Raw genomic sequence first — 14,710 nt, forward strand, 5'->3', positions numbered from 1 at the left:
CGGGGTAGCGGTGGGTCGCCCCGAACTCGCCCCGCTGCGCCAGGAACCCGTGTTGTGTCCAGCCCGGACGGTAGGTTAGGCTCACCTTAGTTAGCCCCTATAACTATGGATCGAGGCGCGGTGACGGCTTCAGCCCGGGTCGGTGGACGGCGGCCGCAGATCTGTGTGGACGACATCGTCCGGGTCGGCCGCGAGCTGGGCATGGCCGCGCTGAGCGTGAAGGCGGTCGCCGCCGAGCTCGGGGTCACCGCGACGGCGCTGTACCGGTATGTCGAGGGACGGCGGGGGCTGGAACGCCTGGTGGGCGAGAGCATCCTCGCCGATCTGGATCTGCATGACACCCCAGGGCACGACATCGAGCGGCATCTGCTGTCGTTCGCGCTGCAACTGCGCGCGTTCACGCTCACGCATCCAGGGATGGCCAGGTACCTGCAACTGCTGTTCCCGCGCGGCGACGGCGGGCGGCGGCTGCTCACGGCCGAGGTAGAGGCGCTCGTCCGGCGCGGCTACAGCCCGGACGCCGCGGTCGTGCTCAGCGGCGCGGTCGCATCGCTGACGATCGCGGTCGCGGCGTCCGAGGAGCACGGCGTCGCGGCGGAGCGCGAGGACGCCGGCGACCTGGACCGGGAACGTCAGGCCGCGATCGCGGGGCTGGCGGTCGACGAACAGCTGGCCGCGGCACATGTGGCACTGCCGCCGGTGCACCGCCAGGAGTATGTCCGGCTGCTGCTGACCGGCGCGATCCGCGGCCTGGTCCAGGCGGCGCCGCCCGGCCGTCCGGTCACGCGGATCATCGCGGACCTCGCCACCACGGGAGAAGGGTTGTGATGGCCAAGCGCGGATTCCAGGGCGCGGTCATGCGCGGGTTCGGCGCCCGCGACCACGAGGCGACCGTCGTCGGGAAGCAGTGGCTCGCACCGCATTTCGTGCGGGTGCGGCTCACATCGCCGACCTTGTTCAAGGATGTGGTGGTGGAACCGACGGCGTGGCTGCGGTTCTGGTTCCCCGATCCCGACGGCGGCGCGGCCGAGCATCAGCGGGCGTACACGATCTCGGAGGCGGACGAGACGACCGGCGCGTTCGCGGTCGACGTCGTGCTGCACGAACCGGCGGGGCCGGCGTCGGTGTGGGCGCGGGCGGCCGAACCGGGGTGGACGGTGATGGTGACGTCACTCGGCTCGTCCAAGTTCGAGGTGCCGCCGGAGCCGCCGGCCGGGTACCTGCTGATCGGGGACTCGGCGTCGATCCCCGCGATCAACGGCATCCTCGCCGTCGTCCCCGGCGATGTTCCGGTCGAGGTGTACCTGGAGCGGCATGACGAGGCCGACCTGCTCATCCCGCTCGCGGCCCATCCGCGGGCCCGCACGCACTGGGTGCCCAAGCGCGGGCCCGCGTCCCTCGCGGCCGCGCTCGAAGGGCGGGACTGGTCGGACTGGAAGGCGTGGGCCGCCGCGGAGTCGGGCTCGCTCAAGCAGGTCCGGGGGCGGCTGCGGGAGGAGTTCGGGTTCCCGAAGTCGGAGCTGTACGCGCAGGCGTACTGGTTCCACGGCCGCGCGATGGGGACGCTGCGAGCCGCGTCGGCACCGGACCAGGTCACTGCGGAGGCCGCCACGCCTCCCGAGACGACCGTGCCCGTTGCCCCGTCCTCGTCCCCGGCGGATGGGGCGGCGGCCGCCTCGCCGGTGCGCGGGGCCTGGCGGGCGCAGGCCGCCGGGCGGCTGCTCGCCCCGTTGCGGCGCACCCTGATCCTGGCGGCGGTGCTGCAAGCCGTCGTGACGCTGGTTCAACTCGCCCCTTTCGTATTGCTGGTCGAACTGGCCCGCCGGATGCTGGCCGGGCAGGCGGCGAGCGCGCTGTGGACGGTCGGCTTCTGGGCGCTCGGCCTGCTCGGCGCGGGCACGGTCCTGAGCGGAGCGCTCACGTTGTGGCTGCACATCGTGGACGCCCGGTTCGCGCGCGGGCTGCGGCAGCGGCTGCTCGGCAAGGCGGCGCGGCTGCCGTTGGGATGGTTCACCGCCCGCGGCTCCGGGCACGTCAAACAGGTCGTGCAGGACGACACCCTCGCGTTGCACTACCTGGTCACCCACGCCGTCCCTGACGCGGTCGCGGCGGTCGTCGCCCCGCTCGCCGTGCTGGCCTACCTGTTCGTCGTGGACTGGCGGGTGGCGCTGGCACTGTTCGGGCCGGTCCTGGTGTACGCCTTCACCGCGTGGGTGATGATCATGCAGTCCGGCGCCAAGATCTCCCAGGCGCAGCGCTGGGCGGAGCGGATGGACGGCGAGGCAGGCGCCTACCTGGAAGGCCAGCCGGTCATCCGGGTGTTCGGCGGCGCCGCGGCATCGACGTTCCGGGCCAGGCTGGAGGAGTACATCCGCTTTCTCAACGACTGGCAGCGGCCGTTCACGAGCAAGAAGACGCTGATGGACCTCGCCACCCGCCCGGCGACGTTCCTCCTGGTCATCGCCATCGTCGGCACCGTCCTGATCGCCTCAGGCTCGATGCGGCCGGTGACGTTGCTGCCCTTCCTGCTGCTGGGCACCACCTTCGGCGCCCGGCTGCTCGGCATCGCCTACGGGCTCGGCGGGCTGCGCGCCGGACTGCTCGCCGCCCGCCGCGTCCAGAACACCCTCGACGAGCCCGAACTACAGGCCCGGAGCGGGGAGGCCGTCACCGGGGCGAAGCCCCCGGGAACCGTGGTGTTCGACCGGGTCGGCTTCGCCTACCGGCCCGGCGTCCCCGTCATTCACGACGTCTCGCTCACCCTCACCCCGGGCACCGTGACCGCGCTCGTCGGCCCATCCGGGTCGGGCAAGTCGACGCTCGCCGCGCTGCTGGCCCGCTTCCACGACGTCGACTCCGGCGCGATCCGCGTCGGCGGGCGCGACATACGCGACCTGACCGCCGACGAATTGTACGAACAAGTTGGATTCGTGTTCCAGCAGACCCAGCTTGTGCACGGCACCGCGCACGACAACATCGCGCTCGCCGTCCCCGGCGCCACCCGGGAGCAGGTGATGGCCGCCGCCCGTGAGGCGCACATCCACGACCGGATCATGCGGCTCCCGGACGGCTACGACACGATGCTCGGACCCGACGCGGCCCTCTCCGGCGGGGAGCGGCAACGCCTCACGATCGCCCGCGCGATTCTCGCCGACACACCCGTGCTCGTGCTCGACGAGGCCACCGCCTTCGCCGACCCGGAATCGGAATACCTCCTCCAGCAGGCGCTGGACCGGCTCACCGCGGACCGTACCGTGCTCGTCATCGCGCATCGCCTGCACACCATCACCGGGGTCGATCGGATCGTCGTGCTCGACGCCGGGCACGTGGCCGAGACCGGCGCCCACGATGAACTGCTCGCCGCGCGCGGCCGCTACCGCCGGCTCTGGGACGCGGGCCAGGGCCGTGCCGTCGAGCCGGAGGAGGCGACCCGATGATCCGGACCCTGCTGCGGCTCCTGCCCGCCGACCGGCGCGGCCAGGTCGCCGGTCACACCGCCCTCACCCTGCTCGGCGTCGTGTTACGCGGGGTCGGCGCCGTGCTGCTCGTGCCCCTCGTCGCCGCCCTGTTCGGCTCCGACCCCGGCCGGGCCTGGCCCTGGGTGGCGGCGTTGGCGGCCGTCACCGCCGTCGGCTGGGCCGTTGACGCGGCCGTCGCCAGAATCGGCTTCGACCTCGGGTTCGCGCTGCTGGACAACGCCCAGCACACGATCGCCGACCGGCTCACCCGCGTCCGGCTGACCTGGTTCACCGCCGAGAACACCGCCACCGCCAGGCAGGCCATCGCCGCGACCGGGCCCGACCTGTTCACTCTCATCGTCTACCTCGTCACGCCCCTGCTCGGCGCGATCCTGCTGCCGGTCACGATCGGGTTCGCGCTGCTGCCGATCTCCCTGCCCCTCGGGCTGGCCGCGCTGGCCGGGGTGCCCGTGCTGCTCGGTGCGTTCTGGGCGGCCGGCCGCATCAGCCGGGCCGCCGACCGCACCGCCGCCGAGCGCAATAGCTCCCTCACCGAGCGGATCGTCGAGTTCGCCCGCACCCAGCAGGCCCTGCGCGCCGCCCGCCGCGCCGAGCCGGCCCGCAGCACCGTCGGCGCGGCGCTGGCCTCCCAGCATGGCGCCGCCGTCCGGGTGCTGCTCATGCAGATCCCCGGGCAGCTCCTGTTCAGCCTCGCCGGCCAGCTCGCGCTCGTCCTGCTCGCCGGAACCGCCACCCTGCTGGCCGTACGCGGAGAGCTGAGCCCCCCCGAGGCGATCGCCCTCATCGTCGTCGTCGCCCGCTACCTGGAGGCGTCCACCGCGCTCGGCGAGCTCACCCCCGGCATCGAGACCGCCACCACCGCGCTGCGCCGAATGCGGGCGGTCCTGACGGCCCCCGCGCCCCCGCGCCGCGACCCCGCAGGACCCGATCCGATGTCCGGCGCCCCGCAGATCCGCCTGCGCCAGGTCGGCTTCCGCTACACCCCCGACGGCCCGCAGGTGCTCGACGGCCTGGACCTCACCCTCCAACCCGGCAGCACCACCGCGATCGTCGGCCCCTCCGGGTCGGGAAAGAGCACCATCCTGGCCCTGCTCGCCGGCCTGCACGAACCGACGGCCGGCAGCATCCACATCGGCGGCCAGGACGCCGCGCACCTGGACCCAGAGACCCGCAGCCGCCTGGTCAGCGTCGTCTTCCAGCACCCTTATCTGTTCGGTGGCACAATCCACGACAACGTCCTCGCCGGGGATCCCGCCGCCGACCTCAGCCGGGTGGCCCTCGCCGCCGCGCTCGCCCGCGTCGACGAACTCACCGCCCGCCTCCCGTACGGCGAGCGCACCACCGTCGGCGAGGCCGGCACCGCCCTGGCCGGCGGCGAACGCCAGCGGATCAGCATCGCCCGCGCCCTGCTCAAACCGGCGCCCGTGCTGCTCCTCGACGAGGCCACCAGCGCCCTCGACACCGAGAACGAGTCCGCCATCGTGCACGCCCTCACCGACGATCCCGTGCCCCGCACCCGCGTCATCGTCACCCACCGGCTGGGCAGCGTCCGCCACGCCGACCGGGTCGTCTTCCTGGAGGACGGCCGCATCGTCGAGGACGGCCCCGTCGATGCGCTGCTCGCCGCGGGCGGCCGGTTCGCCCAATTCTGGAGGCAACAGGAAACCGCCGCCGGATGGCGCATCGCGACCCGTTGAATCCCCGCGAGAACGGCCGCCGGGTCAGCAGCGCCGCTTGACGCGGCACTTGTTGACGGTGATACGCAGCGGCCCGTCGGCGTTGTTCGCACTGTAGGAGGCGTTACCGCTGTTTGTGGAACCGTTGATATTTGCAAAATTGCCGCTGTTGAAGGCCCTGTAGCCGATATTGTTACCGCTGCTCCTGCTGTTGCCGGTATTGGCGGTGTCGCCGCTTTTGTTGCGGTTTGGGGAATCGTCTGAGTCGCCCACTCCGATGGGGGCGATGGCCATGGCGGCGATACACAGTGCGATCATCATCGTCCGGCCTGCCTCACGAATGTCTCCTGGCGGCCGTTGGCGAGGTTGCCGCTGTTGGATGCGTTGGCGCTGTCGCTGGTGCCGTTCACGTTGGCGAAATTCCCGCTGTTCACCGCGTCGCCAAGGCTGAGGTGGTTGCCGCTGTCGACTGAGTTGCCGCTGTTCACCGAGCTGTTGACACACCGCACGGGGGAGTCCTCTATTGGGGAGTCGTGGCTGATCAGGCGGTTGCCGCACAGGGTGCCAACCGGGCCGCCGAGATCGGTGCCGTCGATTCGGGTGAGTTGAGGCTGGGGGTCTTCGGCAGGTGCGTCCTCCGCCCAGACTGCCGGGGCGTTAAGCGCGGCTCCACATCCGGCCACGACGATCAAAGCCACGCCTACCCATGCCTTCACGGGCCGCCCCCTTCGTATCCGATGCGCGACGATCGTAGCAGGGAGTAGTCGGACTACTGCGTATGGCGATTGCCGTCTCTCGGATTCGGAATCCGACGTGCCGTAACGGTCGCCACGTGCGCTAACCGGTTGCGCCGAGCTGTGGGAGAGCGCCGACGGGCGACCCCGCCCGCTGCCCCGTGAGGGCTGGAAGCGGCGGACGAAGTAGCGGGGGTGCACGTAGGTACACCGTCGGCGGGTATCTGGCCGGATTCTGCGGGGCGGCGGCCTGCCAGATCATTGCGGGCATGAGATTACTCAAGGCGAACATCCTCCTCTCCGTGGTCGCCGGTTGGCTGCTGACGGCCGCGCCGGCCGAGGCGAGCACCGGCATTATCAGCACCGGCGTCGTCAGGACCGACGCGGGCGCCGTTCGCGGCACCGACGCCGCGGACCACCGCACGTTCCAGGGCATCCCCTTCGCCGCGCCGCCCGTCGGCGCGCTCCGGTGGCGGGCGCCGCAGCCGGTCGAGCCGTGGCGCGGGGTGCGGGACGCGACGCGGCCCGGCCCCCGCTGCGCGCAGAACGCCGCGATCGGCAGCCCGGCCGGCGACAGCGAGGACTGCCTCTACCTCAACGTCACGACTCCCCGCCCTGCACACGGGCTCAAGCCGGTCATGGTCTGGGTGCACGGCGGCGGCTTCAGCGGCGGCGCGGGCAGCGACTACGACGAGCGGCGCCTGGCCGTACAGGGTGACGTCGTGGTCGTCACGGTCAACTACCGGCTGGGCGCGTTCGGGTTCTTCGGGTATCCGGGACTCAAAAACTCCGGCACGTACGGGCTGATGGACCAGCAGGCGGCGCTGCGCTGGGTGCGCCGCAACGCGGCGGCGTTCGGCGGGGATCCCGGCAGGGTGACGCTGTTCGGCGAGTCGGCGGGCGGCGACAGCATGTGCGCGCAGCTCGCCTCCCCGGCGGCGGCCGGGCTGTTCCAGCGGATGGTGATCCAGAGCGGGTCGTGCACCGAGCTGAACGTGCCCGACGTGATCTTCCCCGGCGTCGGCGCCGAGTACGACACCTGGAAGCCGCGCGAGGTCCTGGAGGGGGTCGGCGCGCGCGTGGCGCCCGCGCTGGGCTGCGCGGACCCGGCCACGGCGATCGAGTGCCTGCGCGGGCTGCCGGTGTCCGCGCTGCTGGCCGCCCAGAACCCGCCCGTCTTCTGGAGCCCCGCGTACGGCACACCGACGCTCCCCGTCCACCCCGGACGCGCGCTGCGCGAGGGCAGGTTCAACCGGGTGCCCGTCCTGGCCGGGACGACCCGGGACGAGGGCGCGTTCTTCGCGGCAACGTTCCCGCCCCTTGCGGAGAACGACTACAGGGGCCTGCTCAGCGTGGCGTTCGGCGACAAGGCGGACCTGGTCGCCGAACGCTACCCGGCGGGGACGTCGCCGCGTGGGGCGTGGGGCTCGATCATCACCGACCGCGGCTACGCCTGCCCGAACAGGCGCAACGACCTGGTGCTGGCCCGCTGGACGCCGGTTTACGGGTACGAGTTCGCCGACCGGGACGCTCCGCTGCCGTTCGAGTTCCCGCGACCCGAGGACTTCCCGCTGGGCGCCTTCCACGCCTCCGAGCTGGCCTACCTGCACGACTTCAAGGTGACCTTCCGGCCCGACCAGCAGCGGCTGTCCGACACGATGATCCGCTACTGGACGCGTTTCGCGGCCGTCGGCAGGCCCGCCGCCTCCTGGCCGGCCGTCCCGCTCGTCCAGTCGCTGGAGCCCGGCGGCAACCGTCCCGCCGACCTCGACGAGCGGCACAACTGCGACTTCTGGGACAGTCTCGGCTGACTCTCGGCTGGACGTGCGGGTCGGCGGCGATGCTGCCGGCCCGCGTTCGGCGTGTGATGCGTAGTCAGCGCATCAGCCTGAGTGGCAGCCTCTGTAGGCCACGGAAGCTGACGTTGGGTCGCCAGACCAGGTTCTCGCTGGTGAGTTCAATCCTGGAGTAGCGTCGTAGTAGCTCCGTCAGCACCACAGAGGTTTCCAGCTTTCCCAGCGCGGCGCCGATGCAGTAATGGGGCCCACTGCTGAAAGCCAGCGTTTTTATTCCGGTACGAGTCAAGTCGAGGCGGTCCGGGTCGCGGTAGCGTGCCGGATCACGACTGGCCGCCCCGAAGAGCAACATCACCTTGGCCCCCGCGGGAAGCGTGACGTCCTCAAGGGCGACGTCGTCGGTCAGGAGCCTGGAGACGATCTGCACGGGGGCGTCGTAGCGAGTGATCTCGTCCATGGCATCAGTGATCATCTCCGGGTTCTCACGCAGCATTCGCAACTGGTCGGGGTGCCGGAGCAGCGCCAGCAGACCGTTTCCGATCAGATTGACTGTTGTCTCATGACCTGCGACGAACAGAAACAGAACATTGGCGATGATCTCGCGGTCAGTCAGCCGGACGCCATCGACCTCAGCGTGCACGAGCAGAGACAGGATGTCTTCTCGTGGTGTTGACCTGCGCTCGTCGAGTTGCTCGGCGACGTATTCCCGAAATTCTACTTCTGCCGTGTTCATGCCGGTCGTGTCCTCGAACGTTATCGAGGGGTCGATCACGCGACTTATTTGTTTCGTCCAACGGCGGCACTGATCTCGATCGTACGGGGGCAAGCCCAGAAGCTCGCAGGTCACGGTCACCGGAAGGGGCAGTGCGAGACTGTCGATCAGATCGGTCTCACCTTCGCCCACGGCGTCGAGCAGCCGGTCGGTTTCAGCGGTTATACGTGGCCGCAGTCGTGCTACGGAGGCTCGGGTGAAAACCTTGCCGATCACGCCGCGGATCCGCCTGTGCGCGGGCCCGTCAAGCATGAGCATCCAATTTTGCACACTCTGCAGGAGCGGGCTGTCCGCGCCGCCGCGGCGGTTGGCCCATGTGGTGTTCCGATAGAACTCACTCGACGCCCCTGGTGCGCACAGTACGGCGTCGACGTCGGCGTAGCGGGAAAGAACCCAATAGCCGAAATGTGATTGATGAATCGGATCAGTCTCGCGGAGGCGTCGATAGACAGGATATGGGTCCGTACGTATCGATGGATCTCGCGGGTCGAAAATAATAGACATTTCCATCCTGTTGCACGAGTGGACGAGCCGGTCAGACCGCGCGGATCCGGTGCACGAACTCGGCCAGGTCGACCATTGCCGCATCGCCTCGCGACGTGGCGAAATCGCTGACGAGCCGGACCAGCGCCTCGTATGCCTCGGTATGGTCGTAGGACGTGGCGTCCGCGATTTTCAGTGACCACCGCCAGTACCCGTTCAGCGTGTCCGCCAGCGGCATCCGAAAGGTGGACAGCACGTCCTTGAGATCCGGTACGCTCGCTGCGAGCCCGTGCCGCTTGACGTAGGCGCCGACGAGTTCGGCGTAGAAGGCGAAATGCCGCGCCTCGTCCCTGGCCAGCCGATGCAGCAGATCACGCAGTACCGGCTCCGTGGCCACCGTCCTGAACCGCTGGTAGAACAGCTGTGTGGCCTTCTCCTGCACCAGCGTATAAGTGAACGCCTGCAGCGGGTTCTCGTAGGGCAGTGCGAACTTCTTCCGGCCCTCCTCGGCCAACTCCCGCATCAGTGCGTCGGGGTCGCTGATGCCGGCCTCGATCTGGTACCTGGTCAGCACCGAGGCGTGTCGTTCCTCCTCGTTAGCCCAGGAGATCAGGAAGCGGAAGTACTCCCGGTTGAAACAGAACTCCTCGATCGCCAAATCCTCGCCGGAGACGGGGAAGGCGTCCAGGAAATAGGTCAGATACCCAGGGATATGGTCCTCAATGAAGGTGATGAACCGGACCACCGACCGGTCGGTGTCGGTGAGTTCCTCAGGCCGCAGCGACGCCCAGGACAGCTCGTCGATCGACCACTGCCGCGTGCCGGCGCGGCTCACCGCCTTCCGCGTCAGCTCCCGGATTTCCCCAGGGTCGACGAACTTTCGCAACCGCTGGGAATCGGACTCGGGCAGGGTCTCGGTCATGGTGCCTCCGTTGGACCCATCCGGGATTTCAGTGCGCTCAACGCGTAGTGCTTGGTGGTGTAACCCCAGCCGGCATTGGCCGTGCGGAGATATCGGATGAGTGGCTCGCTCATACCTGGCGCCACCAGTTCGACGTGGTCACGCGCGGCCCCAACCCGCTGTTCCCACTCCTCGATGGTGCGGTGGTAGTGCGCGGTGAGGTCGGCGAGTCCTGTGAGGCTGAACCTGGCCGATTCCACGGCCTCTACCAGCACCGACAGCGGCACCATGTCGGCGAATCCGAAAATGCCCTCGGTGACGTGCTTGGTACCCGGCCGCTGCGAAAACTCCTCATAGGCGGCGTGGTCCCGGAAGCAGCTTTCCGACAGGTACAGCGACCCGCCGCCCCGTAACAGCCCGTACACCTTGCGCAGCACCGCAGTCCGGTCGGGCATGTGCACGATTGAGCCGAGCATGGTGACCGCGTCGAACGGCCCGGTCACCTCGACGTCGGTGAACGAACCGAGCTCCAGCGCGATCAGCTCGGCCACGCCCGCCTTCTCCGCTTGCGCCCGGATGTATTCGGCCTGTGGGCGTGACGGGGTGACGCCGGTGGCGTGGCAGCCGTACTCCTGCGCCATGAACAGGATCAGGCTGCCCCAGCCGCAGCCGACGTCGAGCAGCCGCTCACCGCCGGTGAGGCCCAGTCGCCGCGCGACGAAGTGCAGCTTGTCCGTCTGCGCCTGGTCAAGATCAGAGTGCCCATTGGTGTACAGCCCGGAGCTGTACTTCAGCCGCCGGTCGAGGTAGATGCCGAACAGTTCGGCGGGCAGCTCGTAGTGCTTGTTGGTTGCCTGATACGCCTCTTGCGGGGTCAGTGCGGTCATGACCCCGCCAGATCGCCGCTGACGTGCCTCTCGACCAGGATGACCAGCTCGTCGATGGTCCGCGCGCCGAAAATGGCCTCGTCGTCGAACTCGACGTCCCACCTGCGCTCCAGTTTGGACACCACACGTAGCAGCTTCAGTGAGTCTGCACCGGGCAGTTCCTTGAGCACATCGGCGCCGTTGAGCTCGGCGGCGGAGATCTTCAGCTCAGCAGCGATGAATTCGGCCGTGACCGAGGCGATCTCTGCACGGGTGGTGGCGGATTCGGTGGTCATGTCTCTCCAGCTCCGTGGTCGAAGTAGTGCCGGACGCGGCTGAAGGCGGCGTCGTCGAGCTTCATCAGTTCTCTGGCCTGCTTGGATCGGATCGGCTGGTAGGTGCCGGTTGCCATGACGTGTAGCTCGTCGCCGGGCCCGGTGATCGTGGCCTCGGTGTGCAGCACCCCGTTGCCCCTGCCGCTTACCCGCGCGACGGTCAGGTACCGCTCTCCCACCATGAGAGGGGCCAGCATCCTGCTGCGTAGGGTCACGGAGAACGCGAGCATGCCGTGGATCAGCGTGAGGGTGTCGCCCATCACCTCGTCCACCAGGACGTTCACGATGCCGCCGTGCACGATTCCCGGGTAGGAGGCGTAGCACTCGGAGAACGTCGTCTCGGCGGCGTAGTCGCCGTTCGACAGCCGTCGCATGCGCAGCTTGAGCCCGACCGGATTGTGTGGGGAGCAACCGAAACAGTTGAACGAGGGCTCCGAAATCCAGGGGAACTCGATCTCCTCGCCGAAGGTGTGCTGGGCGGTCATACGACGACCACGTCCTTCGACGACTCGTCGGCTATCGCCCGGCGCACGTCGGACATCTTGGTCAACTTGTAGCCGGTGATCTGCGAGAAGTACTTGAACAGCTGTTCGCAGCACTTCGCCCACTCCGCGCCGCCTTCGTCAACCTCGGCGAAGTAGGCGAACATCTCGTCGATGGTCTCGTGGTTCGCCAGCTCGGGCAGGTTTCCCTTGAACCGGCTGACCGGGTGGCGGTACAGATCGCGCGTGGTGCCCATGTAGACGTACAGGGTCTCCACTACTGACGCGCACTCCTCCGGCCGTTCGGCCAATTGCACCGCGGTGTAGTGGACGAATTCCCGCGCGTGCCGCGCCTCGTCGCCGCTGGCTTTCCGCAGGATCGCGGCGAGCACCGGCTCCCGCATGCTGCGGGCGACGCACTTGTAGGCGTGCGTGGCCAGCACCTCGCAGATGACGTTGGTCGCCAGCGTGGCCGCCCTGGTCACCCCCGGCGGGTACGCCTCACGCATCGAGGCGATCGTGCTGTGGTCGATGTTGTGCCCTGCCAGCTGTAGCCAGGTCTGGAAGGCGAGGTGGTGCTGGATCTCCTGGTAACCCCAGATGCACGCGAACTGTGAGAAGTCGTAGTCCATGGCGAACTCGTTGAGCAGTCCGTGGGTGGCTGCGATGACGTTGGACTCACCCACGATGGCGCCCTTGGCGAACACGATATGTTCGGGCAGCACCAAGTCAGCTCGGAACTCGTCCCACGGGATGTGGTGCATTTCCCAGGTTGCGTGCTGGTAGGCCGCAAACACCCGGGCACTGTGCATCCGTTCGTCCTCGAGCAAGGGCACCCCGGCAGGCGACCGGGTTTTGCTGTTCACACCAGTTCTCCTTGGTCTCGACTTCCGGTGGCGGGGAACACCCCTTCATCGTCACCGGCGGTGACGCGCTGGGCGGCGAGTACGCGTTGCCACTTGCCGCTGGTGGTGCGGGGGATCCAGCGGGGCTTGACCGCGTAGACCTCCACCTGGGCGAGGTCCAACTCGGTGGCCACACGCCTGCGGACTTCCTCGCGTACCAAGGCGGGATCCCCCCTGGTCTCCACGATGACGCCGATTCGCTCGCCACCCTCGGAGTCGGTGTCGGGGAACGCGACGCAGCGGCGGCGGTAGACGCCTGGCACGGTGCGCGCGACGTTCTCGACGTCGTCGGGGAAGAAGTTCTGCCCGTGCACCACGACCATCTCTTTGCGCCGCCCGGTGATGTACAGTTCGCCGTCGAGCAGGAAGCCGAGGTCGCCGGTGCGCAGCCAGCCGTTGTCGAACACCGCCGCTGTCGCTTCGGGGTTGCGGAAGTACCCGGTGGTCACCGGTTCCCCGGCGATCTGGATCTCCCCGAGCGTGCTGTCGGCTGCCACCACCCCGTCCTCGCCGACGATCCGCAGGTCGATGCCGTGCACGGCGCGGCCCACCGCGACGACCGGTTTGGCCGCGGGCGCGGTCTCCTCGACAGTGCGCACGACACCGGTCCTGGCCAGTTCGTTGCGGTCCACCGCGCGGATCGTCGCGGTGTCGCCGGGGTTGGGGTAACTGATTGACAGGGTGGCCTCGGCCATGCCGTACACCGGGTACATCACCGATGGGTCGACGCCGCTGGGCGCCAGCGCCTCGGTGAAGCGCCGGACGGTGGCCGCGCTGACCGGTTCGGCGCCGTTGAATGCCAGCCGCCAGCTGGACAGGTCGAGGGTGGCCAGTCGCTCCGCGGGTACGTTGTCGAGTATGTAGTCGTAGGAAAAGTTGGGGCCGGTCATCATGGTTCCGCCGTGTGCGGCCAAGTGCTCGAGCACCGCGCCCGGCCGCCGCAGAAAGGCGATCGGGGGGAAGACGTGGACGTCGGCACCGTTGAGCAAGTGCGACTGCAGGCCGATCAAGCCCATATCGTGGAACGTCGGCACCCATTGGACGAACACGTCGTCGGGACTGAAGGCGCCCGACACCACGCAGGCTCGCAGACCGGCCATGGTGGTCCGATGAGGCAGCATCACGCCCTTGGGCATGCTCGTGCTGCCGGAGGTGAACTGGACGATGGCAAGTGCGCCGGGATCGACGGCGGGCAGGGTGAGCCCGCTGCCGGTGCCGCTGGGCGAAGGCGGAGACAGCAGGGCCAGGCCAGTGCTCACCGTGGTGAGTTCGCGGCCGAGGTCGTCGTAGTCGGGGTCCAGCACGAGGTGGCGCATGCCCGCGACGGCCATGATGCGCGAGAGACGGCGCGCGGTGCCCTGCACACCACCGAAACCGGCCTGGACCGGCAGCACGCTGACCGCCGCCCCGGCCCGCCAGAGGCCGAAGATCGTGGTGAGGAACCTGGCCGCGGTGGACACCAGTACGCCCACGATCTCACCGGGTCGCACCCCGGCGCGCAGGAACTCGTGTGCGCCTGCCGCGGAAGCGGAGTCGAGTTCCGCTGCGGTGATCTCGTCGCCCGCGGTGGGGAATCTCGCGCGGGAATCCGGTGACGCCCTCGCCAACCGGGCCAGGCTCTCCCCCAGAGTCTCCCCATCCAGCAGGGCAGGTCGCACAGGTCGCTTCACGATGATTTCCTCCGTGGTCAGCGAAGTCCGGTCTTGCTGGTTACCGGCTCGGTCGAGCGGTCAGTCGATCACGGCGGTGAGTGCAAGGCGCGGGGCCTGGACGACAGCAGGCAAGAACATTCACACCGTGTGCTGTTCGACAGGCACAAATAGCCCCGGTCCGCTTCGTGGATATCGCGGACCAGAGAACAGATTCCATGATGCCGGATCTTTGCGTGTACCTTCCGAGCATCATTACACGGATTTGTAGAGCGACAAGTCGGCGACGGAAATGCTAGTGGATTTACTAGACCTGTAATGGAATCTTGGACGCGCTTGTCTGGCTGGATAAACTCTCGAACGCTATATGCCGCTACCTGGGCAGAGCCGGTATGCCGGTGGCATCCCGGGACAATGCTCGACAGCCTGCGTTCAGAAACGACTTCCGTCGACTATGACAGGTACAGGTGGTTCTATGCAGACCGGCAGTACTGCTCGCCCGGCCCCGGTCGCGGTTATCGGCTTGTCACACAGCCCCTCGACGATTCCGCCGGACGAAGCAGTGCTTCGGGCGCTGGAAAATGCTGGAGTTGTTCCGGAACGGCTTCGGAATACGGCCACCGGTGTGTTCG

At 68.5% G+C, this 14,710-nt stretch carries 13 protein-coding genes; 4 read left to right on the top strand and 9 right to left on the bottom strand.

Annotation, left to right across the window (positions count from 1 at the left end):
- Window positions 1–120 precede the first annotated feature (120 nt).
- From Aple_RS08220 to Aple_RS08230, 3 genes are read left to right on the top strand one after another with little or no spacing between them, the layout of a single operon-like run.
- Entirely contained in the window at window positions 121–828 is a 708-nt protein-coding gene (locus Aple_RS08220; RefSeq protein WP_246264241.1) for a TetR/AcrR family transcriptional regulator, read from the top strand.
- The gene (locus Aple_RS08225; protein WP_155343885.1) at window positions 828–3,437 is read left to right on the top strand and encodes an ABC transporter ATP-binding protein/permease; all 2,610 of its coding nucleotides are present in this window, start codon (window positions 828–830) and stop codon (window positions 3,435–3,437) included. The genes Aple_RS08220 and Aple_RS08225 overlap by 1 nt, the downstream gene beginning before the upstream one ends.
- On the top strand, window positions 3,434–5,176 hold the full coding sequence (locus Aple_RS08230; protein WP_155343886.1) for an ABC transporter ATP-binding protein: 1,743 nt from the start codon (window positions 3,434–3,436) through the stop codon (window positions 5,174–5,176). The genes Aple_RS08225 and Aple_RS08230 overlap by 4 nt, the downstream gene beginning before the upstream one ends.
- A gap of 24 nt (window positions 5,177–5,200) precedes the next feature.
- Here the strand turns inward: Aple_RS08230 and Aple_RS08235 are convergent, their stop codons facing one another.
- Together Aple_RS08235 and Aple_RS08240 are read right to left on the bottom strand one after the other, a co-directional pair.
- On the bottom strand, window positions 5,201–5,476 hold the full coding sequence (locus Aple_RS08235; protein WP_155343887.1) for a hypothetical protein: 276 nt from the start codon (window positions 5,474–5,476) through the stop codon (window positions 5,201–5,203).
- Window positions 5,473–5,871: a hypothetical protein gene (locus tag Aple_RS08240; protein ID WP_155343888.1), complete on the bottom strand. Its 399-nt coding sequence runs from the start codon at window positions 5,869–5,871 to the stop codon at window positions 5,473–5,475. Before Aple_RS08240 ends, Aple_RS08235 begins: the two co-directional genes overlap by 4 nt.
- A gap of 287 nt (window positions 5,872–6,158) precedes the next feature.
- On the opposite strand from Aple_RS08240, the gene Aple_RS08245 reads away from it, so the two are divergent.
- Window positions 6,159–7,700, top strand: coding sequence for a carboxylesterase/lipase family protein (locus Aple_RS08245; RefSeq protein ID WP_155343889.1), 1,542 nt, complete (start codon window positions 6,159–6,161; stop codon window positions 7,698–7,700).
- A 64-nt stretch (window positions 7,701–7,764) separates the two neighbouring features.
- On the opposite strand, the gene Aple_RS08250 is transcribed toward Aple_RS08245, so the two are convergent.
- The 7 genes from Aple_RS08250 to Aple_RS08280 are packed head-to-tail and all read right to left on the bottom strand — an operon-like array spanning window position 7,765 to window position 14,099.
- A complete protein-coding gene (locus Aple_RS08250; RefSeq protein ID WP_170321343.1) occupies window positions 7,765–8,961 on the bottom strand; it encodes a cytochrome P450 in 1,197 nt (398 codons plus the stop codon).
- A gap of 31 nt (window positions 8,962–8,992) precedes the next feature.
- Window positions 8,993–9,862 carry an acyl-ACP desaturase gene (locus Aple_RS08255; RefSeq protein WP_155343891.1) on the bottom strand — a complete coding sequence of 290 codons (870 nt, stop codon included), beginning with the start codon at window positions 9,860–9,862 and terminating at the stop codon, window positions 8,993–8,995.
- Window positions 9,859–10,728 (bottom strand): SAM-dependent methyltransferase, encoded by an 870-nt coding sequence (locus tag Aple_RS08260; protein WP_155343892.1) that lies wholly within the window; start codon window positions 10,726–10,728, stop codon window positions 9,859–9,861. The genes Aple_RS08255 and Aple_RS08260 overlap by 4 nt, the downstream gene beginning before the upstream one ends.
- A complete protein-coding gene (locus Aple_RS08265) occupies window positions 10,725–11,003 on the bottom strand; it encodes an acyl carrier protein (protein ID WP_155343893.1) in 279 nt (92 codons plus the stop codon). The genes Aple_RS08260 and Aple_RS08265 overlap by 4 nt, the downstream gene beginning before the upstream one ends.
- Entirely contained in the window at window positions 11,000–11,527 is a 528-nt protein-coding gene (locus tag Aple_RS08270) for a PaaI family thioesterase (RefSeq protein WP_155343894.1), read from the bottom strand. The genes Aple_RS08265 and Aple_RS08270 overlap by 4 nt, the downstream gene beginning before the upstream one ends.
- The gene (locus tag Aple_RS08275; RefSeq protein ID WP_155343895.1) at window positions 11,524–12,390 is read right to left on the bottom strand and encodes a ferritin-like domain-containing protein; all 867 of its coding nucleotides are present in this window, start codon (window positions 12,388–12,390) and stop codon (window positions 11,524–11,526) included. The genes Aple_RS08270 and Aple_RS08275 overlap by 4 nt, the downstream gene beginning before the upstream one ends.
- Window positions 12,387–14,099: an AMP-binding protein gene (locus Aple_RS08280; RefSeq protein WP_218038183.1), complete on the bottom strand. Its 1,713-nt coding sequence runs from the start codon at window positions 14,097–14,099 to the stop codon at window positions 12,387–12,389. Before Aple_RS08280 ends, Aple_RS08275 begins: the two co-directional genes overlap by 4 nt.
- Window positions 14,100–14,710 lie beyond the last annotated feature (611 nt).

Origin of the sequence: Acrocarpospora pleiomorpha (genome assembly GCF_009687885.1) — a bacterium.
Taxonomy (GTDB): domain Bacteria; phylum Actinomycetota; class Actinomycetes; order Streptosporangiales; family Streptosporangiaceae; genus Acrocarpospora; species Acrocarpospora pleiomorpha.